The 20,040-nt window shown below is 43.1% G+C and carries 18 protein-coding genes and 1 tRNA gene; 10 read left to right on the top strand and 9 right to left on the bottom strand.

Going from position 1 to position 20,040, the window contains the following annotated elements:
* The first annotated feature begins 128 nt into the window (after window positions 1–128).
* Window positions 129–205, top strand: a tRNA-Thr gene (locus ACSFC1_RS02180).
* A 2-nt stretch (window positions 206–207) separates the two neighbouring features.
* Here ACSFC1_RS02180 and ACSFC1_RS02175 read toward each other — a convergent pair.
* The 7 genes from ACSFC1_RS02175 to ACSFC1_RS02145 form a co-directional block, all read right to left on the bottom strand.
* Window positions 208–1,557 carry an amidohydrolase family protein gene (locus ACSFC1_RS02175; protein ID WP_435564490.1) on the bottom strand — a complete coding sequence of 450 codons (1,350 nt, stop codon included), beginning with the start codon at window positions 1,555–1,557 and terminating at the stop codon, window positions 208–210.
* 11 nt (window positions 1,558–1,568) lie between these two features.
* Entirely contained in the window at window positions 1,569–3,434 is a 1,866-nt protein-coding gene (locus ACSFC1_RS02170; protein WP_435564489.1) for an ATP-binding protein, read from the bottom strand.
* Window positions 3,431–4,183, bottom strand: coding sequence for a hypothetical protein (locus tag ACSFC1_RS02165; protein ID WP_435565966.1), 753 nt, complete (start codon window positions 4,181–4,183; stop codon window positions 3,431–3,433). Before ACSFC1_RS02165 ends, ACSFC1_RS02170 begins: the two co-directional genes overlap by 4 nt.
* Before the next feature lie 102 nt (window positions 4,184–4,285).
* Window positions 4,286–5,218: a tRNA pseudouridine(55) synthase TruB gene (truB, locus tag ACSFC1_RS02160; protein WP_435564488.1), complete on the bottom strand. Its 933-nt coding sequence runs from the start codon at window positions 5,216–5,218 to the stop codon at window positions 4,286–4,288.
* The gene (rbfA, locus tag ACSFC1_RS02155; RefSeq protein WP_435564487.1) at window positions 5,219–5,572 is read right to left on the bottom strand and encodes a 30S ribosome-binding factor RbfA; all 354 of its coding nucleotides are present in this window, start codon (window positions 5,570–5,572) and stop codon (window positions 5,219–5,221) included.
* A gap of 1 nt (window position 5,573) precedes the next feature.
* Window positions 5,574–6,437 carry an HDOD domain-containing protein gene (locus ACSFC1_RS02150; protein ID WP_435564486.1) on the bottom strand — a complete coding sequence of 288 codons (864 nt, stop codon included), beginning with the start codon at window positions 6,435–6,437 and terminating at the stop codon, window positions 5,574–5,576.
* Window positions 6,438–6,440: 3 nt separating this feature from the next.
* A complete protein-coding gene (locus ACSFC1_RS02145; protein WP_435564485.1) occupies window positions 6,441–7,907 on the bottom strand; it encodes a sensor histidine kinase in 1,467 nt (488 codons plus the stop codon).
* 127 nt (window positions 7,908–8,034) lie between these two features.
* Here ACSFC1_RS02145 and ACSFC1_RS02140 point away from each other — a divergent pair, with 127 nt between their 5' ends.
* Genes ACSFC1_RS02140 through ACSFC1_RS02110 form a run of 7 tightly spaced genes read left to right on the top strand, consistent with a single transcriptional unit; the run spans window position 8,035 to window position 14,717 of the window.
* A complete protein-coding gene (locus tag ACSFC1_RS02140) occupies window positions 8,035–8,820 on the top strand; it encodes a mechanosensitive ion channel family protein (protein ID WP_435564484.1) in 786 nt (261 codons plus the stop codon).
* Complete coding sequence (locus ACSFC1_RS02135) at window positions 8,817–9,383, top strand: 3'-5' exonuclease (protein ID WP_435564483.1); 567 nt, start codon at window positions 8,817–8,819, stop codon at window positions 9,381–9,383. Before ACSFC1_RS02140 ends, ACSFC1_RS02135 begins: the two co-directional genes overlap by 4 nt.
* Window positions 9,377–10,615 (top strand): PhoH family protein, encoded by a 1,239-nt coding sequence (locus ACSFC1_RS02130; protein WP_435564482.1) that lies wholly within the window; start codon window positions 9,377–9,379, stop codon window positions 10,613–10,615. The genes ACSFC1_RS02135 and ACSFC1_RS02130 overlap by 7 nt, the downstream gene beginning before the upstream one ends.
* 25 nt (window positions 10,616–10,640) lie before the next feature.
* The gene (locus tag ACSFC1_RS02125; protein ID WP_435564481.1) at window positions 10,641–11,399 is read left to right on the top strand and encodes an ABC transporter ATP-binding protein; all 759 of its coding nucleotides are present in this window, start codon (window positions 10,641–10,643) and stop codon (window positions 11,397–11,399) included.
* A 3-nt stretch (window positions 11,400–11,402) separates the two neighbouring features.
* Window positions 11,403–12,944 carry a hypothetical protein gene (locus ACSFC1_RS02120; RefSeq protein WP_435564480.1) on the top strand — a complete coding sequence of 514 codons (1,542 nt, stop codon included), beginning with the start codon at window positions 11,403–11,405 and terminating at the stop codon, window positions 12,942–12,944.
* A gap of 47 nt (window positions 12,945–12,991) precedes the next feature.
* Window positions 12,992–13,984, top strand: a complete 993-nt coding sequence (locus ACSFC1_RS02115) for a M42 family metallopeptidase (protein ID WP_435564479.1) — start codon at window positions 12,992–12,994, stop codon at window positions 13,982–13,984.
* A gap of 4 nt (window positions 13,985–13,988) precedes the next feature.
* A complete protein-coding gene (locus ACSFC1_RS02110) occupies window positions 13,989–14,717 on the top strand; it encodes a sulfite exporter TauE/SafE family protein (RefSeq protein WP_435564478.1) in 729 nt (242 codons plus the stop codon).
* On the opposite strand, the gene ACSFC1_RS02105 is transcribed toward ACSFC1_RS02110, so the two are convergent.
* Together ACSFC1_RS02105 and ACSFC1_RS02100 are read right to left on the bottom strand one after the other, a co-directional pair.
* Complete coding sequence (locus tag ACSFC1_RS02105; protein ID WP_435564477.1) at window positions 14,692–15,930, bottom strand: MFS transporter; 1,239 nt, start codon at window positions 15,928–15,930, stop codon at window positions 14,692–14,694. The genes ACSFC1_RS02110 and ACSFC1_RS02105 overlap by 26 nt on opposite strands.
* A 131-nt stretch (window positions 15,931–16,061) precedes the next feature.
* Window positions 16,062–18,095 carry an Ig-like domain-containing protein gene (locus tag ACSFC1_RS02100; protein WP_435564476.1) on the bottom strand — a complete coding sequence of 678 codons (2,034 nt, stop codon included), beginning with the start codon at window positions 18,093–18,095 and terminating at the stop codon, window positions 16,062–16,064.
* A gap of 101 nt (window positions 18,096–18,196) precedes the next feature.
* Between ACSFC1_RS02100 and ACSFC1_RS02095 the strand changes: the two genes are divergently transcribed.
* Both ACSFC1_RS02095 and murA read left to right on the top strand, forming a co-directional pair.
* Window positions 18,197–18,769 carry a GGDEF domain-containing protein gene (locus ACSFC1_RS02095; RefSeq protein ID WP_435564475.1) on the top strand — a complete coding sequence of 191 codons (573 nt, stop codon included), beginning with the start codon at window positions 18,197–18,199 and terminating at the stop codon, window positions 18,767–18,769.
* Window positions 18,770–20,029: a UDP-N-acetylglucosamine 1-carboxyvinyltransferase gene (murA, locus tag ACSFC1_RS02090; RefSeq protein ID WP_435564474.1), complete on the top strand. Its 1,260-nt coding sequence runs from the start codon at window positions 18,770–18,772 to the stop codon at window positions 20,027–20,029. It abuts the gene before it with no gap.
* The last annotated feature ends 11 nt before the right edge of the window (window positions 20,030–20,040 follow it).

The following is a 20,040-nucleotide window of genomic DNA, read 5'->3' as shown; positions in this document are numbered from 1 at the left end:
GGTCTCTACTGCTGAAAAGTCAAAGTTTATCTTTTCAGCGGCAAGCTCAGTCAATGAAGCAGGAAGCCCGTGATTTTAGTCATGGGTAGTTCACAAGAAAATGCATTTCTGATATACTGACAGTGTAAGCAGGCGTAGCTTCAAGAGGTGGAGCGCCGCCTTGGTAAGGCGGAGGGTGTGGGTTCGAGTCCCACCGCCTGCTCCATTCTATCTCTGCCAGACCAGTTCACCAGAAAGATAAACTGCCACTGGATCATCTTCGAGTTTTAATGGATTTCTATCGTAAACAGCGAAATCAGCGAAATAACCTTCGCAAATTTTTCCAACCTTATCGACACCTGCTGCCTTTGCTCCCGCTGTTGTGTACAACTCAACTGCGTTGGCAAGATCGAACCCCATCCTCAAAGCGCTCTGCATTATGTATTTTGGATCCTCTGGTGAGACCGGTGCGTCTGATGAAAAAGACAGCTCGAAACCCTCTTTGAAGAATCTCAGAAAATCGTATTTGAGTACCTTTGAGTGTTTGGGTATTCTCTGCTGAATGAGTTCTTGATCTTCAAAAGCAAAGTGCGGTTGAACGCTGAAGTGTGTTTGTCTCAGCAGTGGCAAATCTTCTTCGTTGACAAGTTGGGCGTGAATTATTCTGTTGCGTGGATATCTCTGAAATGCCTTTGCCACCTCGTGAACGGCACCATCGCCTATAGCGTGAACACAAAGTTGAACTCGCTTCTGATAGCAGATTTTCGCAAATTCCTCTATCGTTTTGGAGTCAAGCAACTTCATGCCACGGTACTCTCTCTCATCAGCATAGGGTTCACTGAGATATGCCGTCTTGCCACCTAAGGAACCGTCGGCAAAGAGCTTCACACCACCTATGAAAACATTCTCTGTGAGAGTGCCAAATTCGTCGAACTCTTCAAGATCTTCTAAATTTGAGAAATAGAGCTTTTCGAAGATCCTGATCCTTGCTTTCAGCAGAAGTTTTCTCAGATCTTGCCAGGTTATTCCGTGAAGATCATCAGAGTGAACGAAGGTTACTCCGTGTTTGAGAAACTGCTCTTGGCCTATGGTAAAGTATCTTTCTGGATTCTCATCTTTTATTCTTTCTCTCACTATATCAAGTTCTTTCTCTCTGAAGATGCCGTCTTCTTTGTAAAGACCTACTATCTTCATTGCGGCGTTGTTCAAGACTGCTATATGACCGCATCTTCTCGTCAGCACGATGGGCTTTTCTATCTTATCGAGCAGAGATTTGTTTGGATAACCACCAAGCTTTTCCTCACTCCAACCTCTTCCCCTTATGACAAGATCTGTACAATCTTTTACCAATGCGATCAATTCCTCTTGCGAGTAAACCTTCTCCAAGTTGAGATAGCCATACTTGTGGCCAACACCGAGTACATGAGCGTGTGAATCGACAAATCCCGATATAACGTACATACCAGATAGATCGAGAACAGGACCATCTGACTTGGAAACAAAGATCTTTCCCTCAATGAAGAGATCTTTCTTTTCAAATCTTCCGTTGTTATACACGAGAGCGTTCTTCAGAATCATTCGCTCATCTCCTAAAAGAGTCTTTTCTCTATTCCCTTGATCTCTTCTTCATTACTATGATAGCCGTCCTCTCTCGTACACCAAGCTGGCAATGGAAAACGGACAGTTATCGGTATTCTCATGAAAGGTTGGTCGACTATCATTTCCCCTTGTTGCAGAAGTGCAGCTCGTTCTTTTTGCTCCGAGGTCAGGTGTGAGTACTCTGGTTTTTCCAGCTCGGCACCTTTTTGCCTTCCAACGACAGTCGTTGAGGATTGTGTTATTATTCGGTAATCTACCTCAGACGCTGTTTGCTCTGCGCCTATCATGATGATTCTGAAAGATCTTCCTCTTTCTGCGATGTCTCTGAACAGATTGCCAAGAGGTCCTCCACCGTGTCGTGGTGCATATTTGTTCAATTCATCAAGAAAGATGAAGACAGGATCTTGATCGGTCTTCTCTTCGCGGGAACGCATTACCTCGACCAGCACTGCACCAACGACAAAGGACTGGATTCTGGGACGAAGTTTTGAAATATCGATGACGGTTACCTGACCAGGTTGATCCCAGTCTATTCGATGCTCTTCTTTGATCCCAAGTTCATTCGACAGAAAACTCGTCGGAACCCAAATGAGGTCCATACCGATGTTCTTAATAGATTTTAGTCTTCTTATCAACGCCATAATCGTCGATTTCCCGCGCAGTTCCTCTTCCATCTTTTTTGAAAACTCAATATCTGTCGTGAACATCTTCAGCAAGTCATCTATTTTCTCAGGCAGTCCTGCTCGTGTAACTACATCAAAACCGTGGGCAATTGCCGTTCTCAGTATGATCTCATCGTTAGACGTTGATGGTAAACAAGCATCGTCTTCGCAATATTTAGCCGCATCTTGAACTGCTCTTTCCAACCTTTCGTAAAAGAATTCCTGTATTGTCGTCACAGCCAGCTGAAGATTTTGGTTCAGCTCGAGTTCCTCTGGATCGAAAATCAGTTCGAATAAACCCATACTGAATATGTCTATGCAATCCCAACCATATGAGAAGATCTTATCGTACCTTTTATTAGACCATGGTTGCATGTTCTTCGTCGATCTCCTCGGAGCGTAGAATTTGACTTTCTCAAAAGGCTGGGGATTGATCATCATAGAATCATACATCTTCTTCCATTGTTTCCAGGTCTCTTCCTTCTCGAGATTTTTCCAGTCTTTTGACCATTTATCCAAGAAGAGCAATCCTTCGCCTTTAACGTTGAAGATGATGAATCTCGAACGTGACAGATATGCCATGAGCTCGTTCTTTTCCTTGAGTCTTTTGCCTGTATCCAGAAAGGATCTCACCAAGAAGGTTGCATAAGAGGTTTTCGAAGCAACACCTGATTGTCCAGAGATGTTTATGTGTGCACCGTTTTCGCCAAGTATGTATCTCACATCGACATATGCCGGTCTTCCGTTTTTGAAAACCCCAACTGGCACAGCTGTGTCTTGTTTGATCAATTCGTCAAAACCAAGCGCAACATCAACTTCTTGATCTTTTGCCATGAAAACCTCAGTCCCAGGTGGCGGGGGAACCTGTGGGGCATCGCTTGTGATCTTGCCATCTTCAACCTTCAGCATACGAGTTGTGGTAATAGTGGCGATGTAAACTGGGAAAGTAGGAAGCAAACCCTTGAGTGCCACTTCTTCTTCGTAACCCGAGTTAACCCCAAAATCCCATCTTGCATTTATCTCTGTCACAATACCGTAGTAGATCATCTCACCGTAAGGTCTGTAAGAGAAGACAACCTTCACTACATCGTCTATTTGCACCATGTGCACGGGACGGTTCTTTTCCTGATGAAGCCTCACAAAGAAACTATAGGGACTCGCGCTGTTTGTCCCAGTGACAACACCAATACTCACAGCGAATCACCCTCCTCGCGCTCCAATAGAACTATCTCAACGATGCTGCCTTGAGCGGGTCGAAAACCTTCTGCTTCGAAAAGTATTCCATCTGCAAATCTCACAACACCAGTTGTTCTGGAATACTCTTCTCTCGATTTGAAGGTTCCTTTCTCAGGAACAACGAGCTTATCTTCCAAACCAACGACAGCAGTGTTATGCGGTTTCTCAAGTACTCGTTCTACGAAACCGTGAATAGAAAAATCTCTGCCCAGAAGCTCAGTTGCCTTTTCAATCTGACCGTCTTTGATATACCTTCTTATCACAGAACTACTGATTCGCATCTTTGTGGAATCGACTATGTCCTCAACGACTTCAAGCTCTATTCTCTCTCTTTGACACATTTCGGCAAGTTTATGAACATCGGCTAAAGCCCCCTTACCAAATCTGAAATCCTCACCGACTATCAAAGCAGAACACTCTCTTGAAAAGTACCTTTCAAAGAAATCTTCTGCCAGCAGATCTTTGACTTGCAACAAATCGATAACTTCAACCTCATCGACGAATTTTGCAAGTTCTACAGCTCTTGTTTCAACTGTCATTATCAAACCATCGAAATTCTCAAGAAAATACTCAAATGGATACGAAATCACAAAGACTTTGCTCTTTTTTCCCTGATCTTTTGACAACTGCCTCACACGCTCAAGCAATCTCTGATGTCCTATGTGTACGCCATCAAAGACTCCTATTGTGGCAACATAATTCCTCATCTTGTTCAAGCGCAAGAATCCTGAAACTTACGTGCGCCTTTTCCTCCTTTTGAAGACTTTTACAACTATCAAAGAGAACATGTCGCTTGAACTTGCCGGCTTTTAAGGTTGCTTTTCTTTGAGTACCTTCACAGGTTTTAGAAGTGGTTCATTTCGGTTCTCATCGATCAGAGTCTTTACAAAGCTCGAGGCTCTTTCGGTTTTTGCTATGCACAGTAGCTGATCTTTATAGATCACCTGTACCAAGCAGTTCTTTGAAAACTTTTCGAATCTCTCTACATCGTAAACTCTTAATGTGTTACCGTTGATCGCTTTTTCATAGCCATCAGTTCTCAGATAGACCTTAGGCATATCCAAAACCTCTGAAAGTGGTTTCAGATGAGATAGTATAGTTCTTTCGTCGCTCTCAAAGACATTTATGGCTTTAACTACTTCAAATGGTCCTATCGAAAGTCTTCTGAGTTTTACTGCAGTCGCACCGCAACCAAGCGCATAGCCTACGTCCATGCAGAGCGATCTGATATAAGTACCAGCGGAGACCTCTGTGACGAAGGTGACATCATTGCCTTCTATGGCGATTTCTTCTATGCGATATACAGTCACTTGCCTTGGTGGTAATCTTACGATCTTACCCTCTCTTGCCAACTCATAAAGCCTTTCGCCCTTGTACTTTCTGGCAGAATAAGCCGGTGGAACTTGCATATAGCTCCCGACGAAGGACTTCAAGGTTTGCAGTATCTTCTCAGTCGAAAGATTCACAGCCCTTTCTTCAACAACCCGTCCTGTTATGTCAAAGGTCTCTGTAATGGTACCAAGTCTCATCGTCACAAGGTACACTTTGTTATGATTCATCAAGTATTCTAAGATTCTCGTGCCGCTGCCAATTCCAAGAATGAGTAATCCAGATGCAAAGGGATCGAGTGTGCCAGCATGCCCGACTTTCTTAATCCTCAGCTTCTTTCTGACTTCATCGACGACATCATGTGAGGTGGGTCCCTCTGGCTTGTCCGTCAACAAGATCCCCGCTTGAGTCACTCACTTTTCCTCCTTGATTTTGTTCAACAGCTCTTGTATTCTTACACTGGCTTCGATTCCAGGATCTTCTTTGAATTTCACTTGTGGGGCACTGTAAAGATCCAAGTTGTTTGCGAGATATGTTCTGAAATATCCCTTGATCTTGTTCAGATGTTCGACGATCTTTGCCCTTTCTTCTCTATCACCCATCACACTCACGTAGAGATCGGCAAACTTCTTGTCCTTTGAAAGTTCACAACGAGAGATTGTTATCAACGCATCTTTTAATCTTGGATCCTTTGCCTCCCGAAGCGCTTGAGTGACGAGTTTTGTTATCTCTGACTCCAGCATGGCTTTTCTGTAATCAGGTCTCATATTACGACACCTCCTCTTCTATTCTCAGGAAATCTTCTGCTTCTTGCAAACGGAGTTTCAACTTTTCTGCGAGGTTCGTCAAGAAATGTGGTTTTATACTCAGTACATTCAGTGCAAAGGAAGATAAAGTCAGACCTCCGTAGGTGTACGAGTCTCCATATTTCATGAGATTCACCAAAAAGTCGACAACGTGAACAATTGCAACTACATCTGAGTAGACTGAATCAGAAAAATTGTTTGGCGAATGATGACCGCTTGCTGACTGAACCACAAGCTCAGGAAGGTTCCATTTTTCTATCATCTTGCCACTGATAACAGAGTGGTTAGGTAGATTCAGCTTCTCCTCGGCTTGCATGAAAGAAATCTTAAGGCTTTTCGTGAGCTTGGTAACAGCTCCAAATGCCTCTGGAAAAATGTAATCGAGCGCAACCTTGCCTATATCATGAAGCAACCCTGATATGAACAACTCTTCTTTGTTTGGATAACCAATCATCTGTGCCAACAATTCACTGCCCACAGCAGTACCAAGAAAGTGTTTCCAAAGTTGATAGTGATCAACAGTAGATCTTCTATTGTTCCTCAGGACAGAACTGTAAGTGAATATGCTGAGGGCTATGTTCCTAACGGTTTTGAAGCCGAGGATCATTATAGCTTCGTTCAGTGCGACAATCTTTCTGGGCAAGCCGTAGTACGCAGAATTCACGAGTTTGAGTATGCGCACAGTCAAACTCGCGTCTAACTTTATAACCTCTGCCAAATCCTTAGCAGAAGCATCAGGGTCTGAAGCCACGGAAACAATCCTCTGAACGATTGGATCAGGTGTTGGAAGTTCATCAATTCTCGTCAAAATCTCTTCAAGCTGCATATCTCATTCTCCTAAGGGCAACTGTACGTAAAAGATGCTGCCTTCGTTCACCTTGCTCTCAAGCCAGATTCTCCCACCGTGTAATTCTACGATCTCTTTGGTTATTGTCAATCCGATACCAGCACCATCTGTTCTGTAATCCAAAGCAGATCCCACTCTGAAGAATTTTTCAAAAACCTTTTGGTGAAACTCCTCTGGTATCCCGACACCGTTGTCGATCACTGAGATCAAAATAAACTGCCCGTCTTTTTTTGCAGAGATCCTCACAAATTTGTTCTCTGAATTTTCTTTGCTGTATTTAACACCGTTGCTCAAAAGGTTTAGCAAAACCTGCTTGATTCTCTTCTTGTCTGCTGTTATATAAAGAGGTTCATTTATTTCGTATTCGAGCCTTACACCCTTACTTTTCGCAAACTCAGTCATTGATTGAACGACCTCTTTAACGAGCTCTGCTAAGTCAAACTTTGTCTTTTCGAGTGACAACGCCTTCTGTTCGATCTTTGCAAAATCCAAAAGTTCGTCCAAGAGACTCTCCAGGTGCAAGCTCTCCTTGTATACAACCTGCAGAAAGTCGTTCAAAAGATTTTTGTCAAGATCCTCCAAGGTTGTCAGCATTGTTTCAGAATAAGCCTTGATCGCTGCTAGAGGAGTCCTCAGTTCGTGAGACACGCTGGCAACGAAATCTGTTTTCAACCTGTCGATCGCTTTCAAGCGTTCCAGCTCTTTTGTATTCGTGACATCTGTTATGGTGATCAAAACCTGAGGTTCATTCTCGTACTCTATAGCCTCGGCAATTATAGAATAAAAGGTTCCTTCTGACTCAACTTCGCTCACCTGTCGTGATCTGCTCGTGATAATCGCTCGAGCTGTCTTGTGCACAACTTCTGTGAGCTTCGGTTCGCCTTCATGTTGTAAGTACTGTATATTGGCAAAAACTTGTTGAAGTTCTGAATTGAAGACGACGACCATTTGCGGAAAGGAATTGAATATCTGCTGCATGTATTTCATGGTCTCCTCAACTATTTCGTGCTGCTTTTCAAGTGAGTCATAAAGTTCAAGGTTCTCTAACACCACAGCTGAAAGAAAGGCTAAAGTACGTATGACCTCTAATATCTCGAAGACAGGTTCTTCATTTGTGGCAGCGATCAAGACACCGAGGATTCTGTCGGTCTTAACAAGTGGAAATATGAGAATTGTCATTCCATCTTGTGTTATTGAGGTGGGTGAGAGTTTTTCGACAGACCATTTTGCCATCTCGAGTAGCTCAGTTGTCATGGAAATTTCAGGTGTGTCAGATTTCCTCACTTTGAGACTCTTGTCCAGTATAGCGACCCACCTACAGTTGATGAACTTCTGAACAATTCTTATTAAAGAGGCTAAGAGTGATTCTGGATCTTTTGCATTGCTCGACTCTCTTATAAAACTCGAGATAAAAGTATAGATCCTACCTGAGGATGTCTGCAGCGGCATTGTGGATAATCATCCTCCTCATCGTTGGATAGAAGTCATTAATCCAAATAAATTATATCTCAAAATATCGATCAAATTTGATGGCAGACAATCTGTAGTAAAATCTACACGTGAAAGGAGGAGAGCGATGTCAAAAGAACTGGTCCTTAAGATCATTCAAACTGCTTTATTGCTGACTATCTCTTATACTGTCTATCGGCTCCTATGCAGATTCATCATCAAGAGTATCCAAAAGGTGAGCAAAGAATTCAGAATGAAAAATACTGTCAGATTGGTGATCGGGACAATAGTCTTATTAATTGGTTTGATGGTCTTTCTGAACATTTGGGAGATAAGTTTGATACCGTACCTGACTGCCTTTGGAGTGAGTGGTCTTGTAATTGGTTTGGCTTTTCAAGAACCATTATCAAATTTTGTGTCTGGCATTTTAGTTTTGTTGACTGGGAAGCTTAGAGAAGGAGATGTTGTCGAAATAGACGGTACGAGTGGTACGATTGAGATTGTCAATTACAACCACACTGTTCTAAGAACTTTTGACGGCAAAAAGGTGCTCATTCCCAACAAACAGGTTTGGGGAACCAAGATAACCAACTACTGGCCTGGACCAGTGAGAAGATTGACTATGAAAATCTCTGTATCGTACGATTCTGATCTGTCAAAGGTGCTTGAGATACTCAAGAGATGTATTGATGAAGAACCACTCGTTGAGAAGCAAGATGTGAGTAATTTCATCGCCTTCAACAGTTTTGCCAGTTCTTCTATAGACTTCGATGTATTGTTTTGGGTAAAAAGAGAAAACTACTTTGATGCGATCAACTCGCTTTCTCAAAGAATAAAGCGAGAGTTTGAAAAAGCGGGAATAAAGATTCCTTTCCCACAGATCGATGTTCACATGAAAGGAAGGTTATCTTGATATCAGATGAAAGACTCTTTTGCGTCATGGACACTGAAACTACGGGCACAGATCCCTTAGCGGGCGATCGAATAGTTGAGGTCGCAATAGTTCCCGTTTACAAAAACAAGATTCTCTACAAATCTATCTACAGCTCTCTTGTAAATCCAAAGATAAGAATACCTGCTATCGTCGAAAAGGTTCACAGAATAAGTAATGAAGACATCGAAAGCGCACCAACGATCGACGAAGTATTCGAGAAGATAAGATCTTTCATGAGAAGATCTATAATGGTCTTTCACCGCGCTGAATTCGATTTAACCTTCATTGATATTTCAGCCAAAGAAATAGGCGTTTTCCCACCAACGGTGAATTACCTCGATACTCGAGAGATTTCAAAGGAATTATTCGGTGAAGGTAAGACTCTGAGTTGGCTTGCACAGAGATACGGTCTTGAAAAACCAAAACATCGTGCTTTGGACGATGCACTTGTGACTGCAAAGGCATTCATAAAGATGTGTCGACAACTGACCGAGGCACAACTTGCAGAGCTTCTCCACACTTGGAGGGGAAAAGAATGGTGAAGAACTATGTTCTCGATACAAATGTACTGATTCACGATCCTGAGTCAATTTATTCTTTTGAGGACAACAACATCGTTTTGCCATTACCGGTGTTAGAAGAACTGGACAAATTGAAGAGAAGAACAGACTCTGTTGGAAGATCAGCACGAGAAGTGATAAGAGAACTCGATAAATTGAGAGCATCTGGAGATCTTTCAAAGGGTGTGAGATTGCAGAGCGGTGGTGTGTTAAGCGTAATGAGCATAACAGACGGTCGAAGAGAGGCTCCAGAATTCTTGTTTGAGAAATACATCGACAACTGGATTTTAGCTTATGTCTTGAGGCTTAAGCGTACCTCCTCTGTACCAACAATCTTGGTGAGCAAAGACATAAGCTTGAGGGTAAAGGCAGCAGCACTTGGTATCAGCACTCAAGATTATCTGACAGATAGATCAGATCTTGCATCTCTACCTCCTGGTTATGTAGAACTCGACCAAGAGATCGAGGAAGATCAAACTTTAGAAATGCCAGAAAATCAATACATCAAGGCGAAAAATGGATACTTCAAAATCAAAAACAAAGTCGTGAAGAAACTTCTGCTGGATCGATCAGATATTGTTTGGGGAATAAGTCCTCTGAACAACCAACAGCTTTTTGCGATGGATGCTTTGCTCGATGACGATGTAAATTTGGTGACAGTTGTTGGAATAGCAGGTACCGGCAAGACTCTGATAGCACTCGCGTGTGGGCTTGAAAAGACTCTGAAAGAGAAAAAGTACAAGCGAGTTATAGTCACGCGTGCCTTGATACCAGTTGGAAAAGACGTTGGGTACCTCCCAGGTTCGTTGGAAGAAAAACTTGAACCTTGGATGCAACCAATCATGGACAATTTAGAGTTTTTGTTCGACCGCGTTCAGATGAATTTGAAGGAGTTCTTGAAGAAAGATCTGATGGAGCTGAGTGCTCTGAGTTTCATTAGAGGAAGGAGCATACCAGGTCAATATATGATTGTAGACGAAGCACAGAATCTGACACCACACGAGATCAAGACAATTCTCACACGCGCCGGAGATGACACAAAGGTTATTCTTTTAGGAGATCCATACCAGATCGATACCCCCTATCTTGATAAAGACAGCAATGGCCTTGTCTATGCCGCTTCGAGATTGATAGGAAATCCCTTGGTGGCACATATCACACTGACAAAGGGTGAAAGATCAAAACTTGCCAGTCTTGCGGCGGAAAAACTTTGAGATTTTCAGTAGGGGAGGTATTCGTGTGAAAGTCATAGAGGCAAGAAATCTGGTGAAAGATTTCGGCAATTTCAGGGCGGTGAAGGGTGTTAACCTCTTTGTTGAACAAGGAGAAATCTACGGTTTTCTGGGACCGAATGGTGCCGGAAAGACAACTACTATAAGGATGTTGACGGGAACTTTGAAACCTACTACTGGAGAAGTGAAAATACTCGGTCTTGATCTGAAAAACGATGAACTGGAAATAAAGAGACGTATCGGTGTAGTCCCCGACGAACCGAAGATGTATGCAAACTTGAAAGGTTTCGAATTTCTCGATTTCGTGATTGAAATCTACAGAGTCGATAGAAAAAAGACTAAAGAAAGAATTGAAGAACTCTGTGAGGCTTTCGGAGTGAACTATCTGGATAAAGCGATCTCTGATATGTCACACGGTATGAAGCAAAAGCTTTACCTTGTGAGCGTTCTGATGAGAAAGCCTGAGGTCTTATTCCTCGATGAACCAACGGTTGGGCTCGATGCAAGATCAGCGAAGATCTTGAAGATGCTTTTGCAGAAATACGCCTCTGAAGGCAGTACGATCTTCATGACAACCCATGTCTTAGAGATTGCAGAAAAGATGTGTACGCGAATAGGGATAATCAACCAAGGAACATTGGTTTCAGAAGGAACACTTAGTGAACTGAAGAACTCTGTCAAAAGTAACTACGCGAGTCTTGAAGATGTCTTTTTACAACTAACTGCCAATGGAGAAGACATAGAAGCGATAATAAAGGAGTTGTGAAAAATGAAAGAGTTACTGACGCTCCTGAAATATGGCTTGAGATCACCTGTGATTTCTCCAAAGAAGACCAATAGAAAACGCATTTCCAACCTACTTTTTCCCATATTGGCTGTGAGTGTCTATGGCATACCACTTTCAATGCTCTTCTACGAAACCTTCAAATCTATTGCGCAGATTCATATCGGCAAATACAACTTGGCAAGCATAATAGTCGTCCAATGGTCTGCACTCATGGCATTGATGTTTGTACTTTCATTCTTTCCAAGTCTCGTTAGTACCTTCGTTAAGAACGATGAAATTCGACTTCTTCTGACGATGCCCATAAGACGTTCAACGATAGTTTTGTACCAAGCTATTTTGACTTTGATCACGCAGTCGATAGTGGTCGTGATGTACCTTTTCGTTGTACCTTCGTACGCCCTCAGCACCGGTAAGAGTCTCGTATTGGCGGTTGTCTCATCTGTGCTGATGTGTCTTGTTCTTCTATTTCTTTCGATTCTCCTCGCATCGATCTTTGGCTTGTGGATGAGCAGATCCAGTGCAAAGAAGATGAACATACTGAGTTTGATTTTGACAGTCGCCGTATTCGTTTTGGTCACCCAATTGTTACCCAATCTGGTGTCAAAAACTAATACAGGGACATTACCTGGTTTGATCAACATCGGTGAGAGACTGCTTTCTCCCTTTAATCCAGTTGCTTGGCCCATCATTGGTTTAGAAAATCCCATATACATAGTTTTTCTGCTCACTTCATTAATCATGTTGTGGTTCGCATCGCTTAAAGTCTCAGAAGGACTTGAATTTGAAGAAAAAGGAATTAAACAAAAGAGAAAGTCTGTAACAACTCAGTCTCACGGCGGCATCTTCTTCAAAGATCTGAGACTGATGATCAGACACGAACGAGGAATCTTCATGCTCATATATCCAGTCGTCTTCAGCGTGATCTTTGTATTCACCACAAACTCGTTCACCACACCATTGTTCATCACCATCATCATCAGTACGATGTATGTTTCTCTGAACACGGCGATTCTGATGAAGCAAGAGTTCCTCAGTTGGCCATTCATGAAGTTGCTGCCGATAGATTGTTCGAAGGTTCTCATGCCAAAATTGATCATTCCTGCCGGTCTGTATTCAGTTATTTCTTCAGGACTTGTGGTTTTCTTGCAGATCTACTTCAAGGTTCCTTGGATGGTTTATCTTCTCATTCCGCTGATCTTTGTGATGTATACCTTTGCAGCTGTGTTCGGTCTGAATTTGCTACTCAAAGAGAGGGAAAAAACCGAGATGGAAAATCCCGCAAAGATTTTGAGCACAGGTCATGTCTTTCTCATTGAGGGTGTTGTCATCGCCTTGGCTCTCGGTATGGTTTTACCCGTAACACTGTATATCTACGCAAGACAGCAGTTGTTTTCTCTGTTCAAAACCAACTTTTTGGTGATTCTCCTCGGTATCGGTCTTCCGGTTCTATTGTGTCTTATCTTGATCTTCATAATCTTCAAATACGTGAAAAAGCTTTCTCTCTTGATCGATAGAATTGAATAAAGGTTCCATATACGAACGATTTGCTATAATACTCCTGAGGTGAGTTCATGAAGGAGAATCTCATACAAGAACTTGTCGAGTTCTGCAAGATTCAAGGCATCTCTGGTAGAGAAGAGAGAATAAGAGAACTCTTGATTTCGAGTCTTCCCAACGGTGTTGAATATCAAGTTGACAACTTGGGGAACTTGATCGTTGAGGTTGGCGATGGTGAAAGAGCAGTAGCTTTGATGGCTCATATGGATGAAATCGGTCTTGTGATCACTGGTGTCAATTCTGACGGAACTTTGAACTTCAGAAAGGTGGGAGGCTTCGACGACAGATTGCTGCTCGGGGCTCATCTTGATGTTGTAACTCAGAACGGTATCATAGACGGCGTCATTGGTATTAATCCACCTCATCTTGGGGGTAATCAATCAACGGAAAATCTGAGAATCGATATTGGTGCGAGTAATAAGAAAGAGGCACAAGAGATAGGTGTAAATGTTATGGACTACGCTGTCTTCAAAAAGCACGTCAGTTTACTCAATAGAAAGTTTTTGTCTATCAGATCGTTAGATGACAGATTTGGTTGTGTAGCACTCCTGCATGTCTTGAGAAATACTATAGGTGAGCACATCGATCAAAAGATCTTCTTTGTCTGGACCGTTCAGGAAGAGATAGGTCTGAAGGGTGCAAAGGCATTCCTTTCAAGACATAAGGTTGATCTGTGTTATGCGATCGATTCATTTGCCTGCTGTTCTTCCCTCACCGGAGATGTTCAATGTGGTAATGGGCCAGTTTTGAGAATGGTAGACAACAGCGCCATTGCCAGCTACGATGAGATGAAGAAAATACTCTCGGTGGCACAGAAACATACTATCCCAGTCCAGATCGGTATCACCGGAGGCGGCACCGACGGATCGGTGGCTATGGAAAGTGGCGCGAAGATGGTACCGATAACACTCGCCGTTCGGTACTTACACTCCCAGGCAGAGTACATCTCACTTGATGACTTTGAGAATCTCGTTCAACTCTTGTCGATCTTGACAAAGATCAGGTGAGGGTATGCTACTTTTCCTTGTCTTCCTTTCTGGTATTGCTTCTGGCTTTCTGAATGTTGTAGCCGGTGGTGGCAGTCTTTTGACTCTACCATTGCTGACACTCCTGGGAATGGGTATCGATGTCGCAAATGGGACAAACAGAATTGCGATACTCTTGCAAAACATAGTTGCAGTGAGAAATTTTCAAAAAGGAAAGGCGTTGCCTCTGAAACTTTCTCTGCTCTGTGGAATTCCAGCGGTTATAGGTTCGATCGTCGGAACTTTGATCGTGATCGATCTAAATCAAGAACTCCTCAAAAAAGTGGTTGGCATCCTACTCTTGATCATGGGCATCTTTCTCTTCGTGAAACCGAAGATGTGGGCTGGCCAGTCAGACAAGAAGAGGAACATTTTTCTCGTAACTGTTGCCTTTTTTGGCATAGGGGTCTATGGTGGCTTTATTCAAGCCGGTGTGGGCTTTTTCTTCATATTTTTCACCGCAGCGTTGTTGGGCTTAGATCTGGTCAAAAACAACGCCCTGAAGGTTTTCATAGTACTTCTTTACACTCCCGTGTCTCTTATAATTTTCTTGCTGAATGGCAAAGTCATGTTCTTCGAGGGGTTTATCCTCGGCTTAGGTAGTATGATAGGTGCATACTTAGGTGTCAAATTCGCTTTGAAGAAGGGCATAAATTGGTTGAGGTATATTGTCTTTGCCACGATTTTGATCAGCGCTGTGAGCTACTTGATCTGAGTTTCTCAGGATGACTGATCAGGTATCTTTTGATCACGAAATAACCAATCATAGCAACACCAAGGATTGTGTAAGAACTCTTTATACCAATAGCATTACCGAGTAAACCGAAGAGAAATGTCCCTGTTGGAGAGCCTCCGTTGTTTATCAAAGCATAAACAGACATAACTCTACCGCGCATGTTGGCAGGAGATAGATATTGCGTCCTACTGTTGCTTATGTTGAAAAAGATCGTCTGACCCGCACCATTCACAAAAGACATAACATACGCTGCTTCAGGATAGACAGAAGTTATGAACGTACTCATGCCAATGAGAAGGATCAAGTACTCCTCTTTGACTGTAGTAACTTGCTCGGGTTGCATGCTCCCAGCGAGTAAGGCTCCTAAGAACGCCCCAAGGCCCATAGAGCCCATGATTAACCCATAACCCACTAATCCTGTTCTCACAGCGCTTTTTGCAAAAGCTTGCATCAACATACTATAAGGCATGCCAAAGATCGCATAGACAGTCAAAGACGCGAAGGTGAGCATCAGTGTTCTGTCCTTCATGACAAATCCAAGACCTGCTGAAAGATCTTTGAAAAAGGCTCTTTCTGATCGTGAAATCCTTTCGTGCTTTGACGGTATCGTTGGAAGAATTATTAAGAGTGGCACAAAGGACAGTGCGTTCACCAAGAATCCAAAGCTCAGACCATAGTACTTCACTATGAACCCTGCTATCGATGGTCCTACCATTCTCGCCATGTTGAAGATCATTGCGTGCAAAGCCAGTGCGTTGGGAAGATGGTTCTTGGGAACTATGCTGCCAATGAAGGTATTTCTCGATGGAAGATAAAAAGAGCCAGAAACACCCATCAAAACACTGAGTATGAGTAATTGTGCAGGTGTTAAAATACCTCTGTAGACAAGGTATGCCATTATGCACGCATTTATTGTATCGGCGAGCTGTGTGAAGAACAGAACTTCCCTTGGGCCAAACCAATCGATGAGAACTCCACTGGCAGGTGAAAGGACAACGGTCGGAAAGCCCTTCAAAAAAGCTATTAACCCTATGAACCCTGCGGCTTTATCTTCAGGGTAAAGATTGACTCCTACCCAGCCACGCAAAGTAGTGTCGATCCAGGTACCGATCAACGACACAGTCTGTGGAATCCAAAAAAGAAGATAGTTTCTGTTTCTGAGTGCCCTGAACGGGTTTGAATATTTCGCCATACAAACTTTTTATACACTTGGCCTGTTAACTGTGCTTGGGCAATTGTTTGAAAAATCTTTAACAACCATAGCAAAAAGTGGGGAACTCGACAACCAGTTCCCCACTTTCATTGTGCTGATGTCTTTGAAAATCACTGTGTGACTAAAATCTCTTTCACACCGTTGATAGCAATCGACTTGATTTCATTTAGACCTTCATCAAACGCTGTGATTTGATTTTCACTGACAACATACAGAATATTTCCTTTCGCAGCAAGAGAAGTAGCTACCAAGTCCACTTCTTCGATCTCGGAGAAACTATCGTCTAATTGCACCAGCTTTTCGTTGTTGATCGCGTAGACAAAACCGTTGTTAAAGCAAATGCGTCTTCCATTCTGAAAATCAAAGAAACCGATCTCAGAGAGATCTTCTCGTTTCAACTTCAAGATCTTTGAGTCTGTTAGAAGATAGACCATATTGTCAATGACATAGACATCTTTTGCATTACATGAGTATGTTCTTTCTAATATTGGATCATACGGATTTGCGGCGTTGATCTCTTTCAATCCATCTTGATCACACACATAGATGTATTCACCACAGACGAACAACGAACTCGGTTCGTTCAGTGCCAAAGAAGCCACTGCACTCGCCTTGTTATCGGAAATTTCGAGAATTGTTAAAGTACTCTGATCGATTGTGCACGCGTTGATGGTGCCTGCAATAATCCTTTGAACAGGTTTAAGAACGCCAACCCATATTCTGTCGCCTGAAATTGCAGAAGTTGCCAGCTGTGAATCCTTTAAGATAGACAACTCATCACCAATGACGTAGATACCCTGATCATAATAGTAAAAATCATTGCCTGTCAAAGTTGATACTTCAAAGACAGAAACAGGTTGTGCTGTGAAATCAATAGAATAGATTCCTTCGTTTTTCAAAGCCAGTAGCTTGTTGAGCACAGATTGAGTTCCAACGTAAAAGGTCCAAACAGCTCCTTCACTTTCACTGTTGCCATCCTTTGCAACTACCTTCCAGTAATACCTTTTACCGGGCTCAAGGTTTTGCATTAAAACAGCCGCCGTCTGTAGGTTAGTACGTATGACAGCCACATCGGAACTTTCACCGAAGTAAAGGTCGTAGAAGAGTGTGTCATCATCTGGATCTGAACATTCCCAGTTCAGCGTGACTTCGGTACTGTAGACCGTGGATTTATCCTCAGGTTTTGGATTCTTAGGCGCAGTTGGGGGCGTGTTGGAAATGCCTTTTGTTGTGAAGGTCCACGTTGGACCAGTTGTGGTGTTAGTGCCATCACTTGCCACAACATACCATTGATAGGTTGTATTTGGTGTTAAATTATCCAAAATGTACTGCGTTTGTGTTGTAGTTTGCTTCTTTTGATTGTTTAAGTACAAATCGTAGCTAAGAGGATCTCCATCAGGATCAGAACAACTCCACTGCAACATCACGGGTATGTTCACAGACTGTGCGCCATCTGGAGGCGAGACAACCTGCGGAACGTTTGGAGCTCTGTTCTCACCAACAGAAGCAGTTGTGAAGGTTGAACTTTGGCTTATCTGAGAATACTCTGCATCCAAGGCTTTAACATACCAACTGTATGTCTTTCCTGGCTGAAGATTATTTATAGTGTAGTCGTACCGAGTCGTTGTCGCCACAAATGAGCCGTCAAGATACAACTCGAACTTCAAGGGATCTTGGTCTGGATCGGTGCATCTCCACTGGAAGAATACGGACTTATAATCAACGTTCTGCGCAGAGTTGATTGGAGAAATGAGTTCAGGTGCGTTTGGCTTTCTGTTGACCTTCACCGTTGAAAAACTCAGCAAGCCGGAATCTACTGTGTTACCGTGCCCATCGTTGGCGATGATTCTCCAGTAGTAAGTCTTAGATGGTTCAAGAACTCGCTGAGTCGAGTTTTGGCTGCCTTTGTAGATCGAGGGCGTATTGCTCTTGTTTTCACCGAAGAACACTTCATAGTTTAGTGTGTCATTCTCCGGATCGGTGAAGGTCCAACTCAGAGAGGTACTGGTTGATACATCGGTTGCTCCATTCGCCGGAGACGAACTGACAAACTGTGGAGCTTTGTTTATGGCAGTTGGTGCACCACACGATATGAGGATCATTATGAGAGCAACTATCATCGCTGCAATTGCCTTTGGTTTCATAAGATCCCCTCCTTGAGGATGAGGTAAAAGATTAGTGAATTTGTCACACTTTAATGTTATTATATACCATGAACGAAACCAGTCTCTGGGAGGCATCGCTTATGGATGAAAGAGAAGAACTCATGAAAAGAATCAAGATCCTTGAAGATCAGCTTGAATACTATCGCATGCGTGATGAGCAGATGGAACAAATGCTTCAAGAGTACAATCAGTTTATCAAAAAGCAGTTCGAAATGTACGACGATTTCGTTAAGGACATAGGAACGAGCAGAATAATAGACTCTTTGACACGAGTTTACTCATCTGAGCACATGAGCCGCTTGATCGCCTATTACCATCAGAAAGCCTTTGAAGAAAACAGAGGGTACGCCATTGTCATGGTGAAGTTGCGTCAACAAAACGACTGTTTCGAAAGAAATCTTGTCTCCGTTGCAAAACTTCTGAAGAATGTTGTTCGTGTTCCGATGGACAGTGTGGGTAGATTCTCCAACGACAGTTTTGTGGTATTGCTCACCGATGTGAACAAAGAAAACGCACAGAAAGTTGTTGACAGAATTAAAGATTCTCTCAAAAGGACCGTTGAAACTGACACAAGAGTTGCTTTGAGAGTCTATCCAAACGATGGTGAAGACTTGGAAAAGTTGATCGGGGAACTTCTATCGGAGGTAGCATAGGTGGGGAGACTCATCGTCCAAGGACAAGCAAGGTTGGTTGGTTCTATCAAGGTCTCTGGTTCCAAGAACTCTGCCCTACCGGTATTTGCAGCTGCGCTGCTCTGCGATGAAAAGGTGATACTCCAGAATGTACCGGATTTGATGGACGTCAGAACGATGATGGAGATACTGGTTTCAGCGGGGTACAGAGTAGATTTTGAGAACGGGACCGCAACGGTGAATCCAGCGACTACTCCCAATACAGTGATTCCTTACGAACTGGTGAGAAAGATGAGGGCATCCTTCAACGTACTCGGACCGCTCGCCGCAAAATACGGCACAGCCTCCGTCTCTCTGCCGGGTGGTTGCTCGATAGGGGTTAGACCTGTCGATTATCATCTCGAGGGCTTACAGAAACTCGGTTTTTCGATCCAAGTAGAACGCGGAATAGTTACAGCACATTTGGAAAGTAAGATAGATCATGTGATCATATCTCTTCCTTTTCCAAGTGTTGGTGCTACCGAACACCTCATGACAACAGCAGCAATCTTGGATGGAACTCATGTAATTATCGAGAACGCTGCAATGGAACCAGAGATAGAAGACTTGGCTGACTTTTTGAACAAGATTGGTTGCAGGGTCTTCGGAGCTGGAACAAGACGCATCGAGATCTTTGGAACTAAGAGGACTACAGGTTGTAGCCACAGAATCATACCAGACAGAATCGAAGCCGGCACCTACATAATCGCGATTGCAGCCACAAGAGGAGATGCTGTGGTGGAGAATCTCAATATCTCTCACCTGACTGCACTTTTCGATGTGCTGAAAACCTCGGGAGTGATTTTTTCACAAGTGCGCCAAGACTGCGTGAGAGTTACGATGAGCGAAAGTCCAAGACCTGTTAAGATTCAAGTGACTCCTTACCCAGGTTTTCCCACCGATCTACAGCCGCAGATCATAGCATTTCTTTCAAAGGCACAAGGTACTTCAACGGTGATTGAGACTGTTTTCAAATCGCGTTTTCAACATGTTGATGAGCTCAGAAGATTCGGGGCAAAGATTGAAGTTACCGATGGAACAGCAATCATTCACGGCGTTGAAAAACTCAGCGGTGTCCAGGTCAACGCCACAGATCTCAGAGCAGCGGCAGCATTGGTGATTGCAGGCTTGATGGCAGAAGGTATTACGGTGATCAACGAAGTTGATCAAATCTTTAGAGGTTATGAAAACATAGTTGAGAAACTTTCGAAGCTCTCGGCGGTGATAGAGTATCAAGAATGAATTTTCAGAAG

This window comes from Pseudothermotoga sp. U03pept (assembly GCF_051235805.1).
GTDB lineage: Bacteria > Thermotogota > Thermotogae > Thermotogales > DSM-5069 > Pseudothermotoga_B.
Note: the sequence above shows the minus strand (reverse complement) of the source record. Positions and strands in the feature narration are given on the sequence as shown.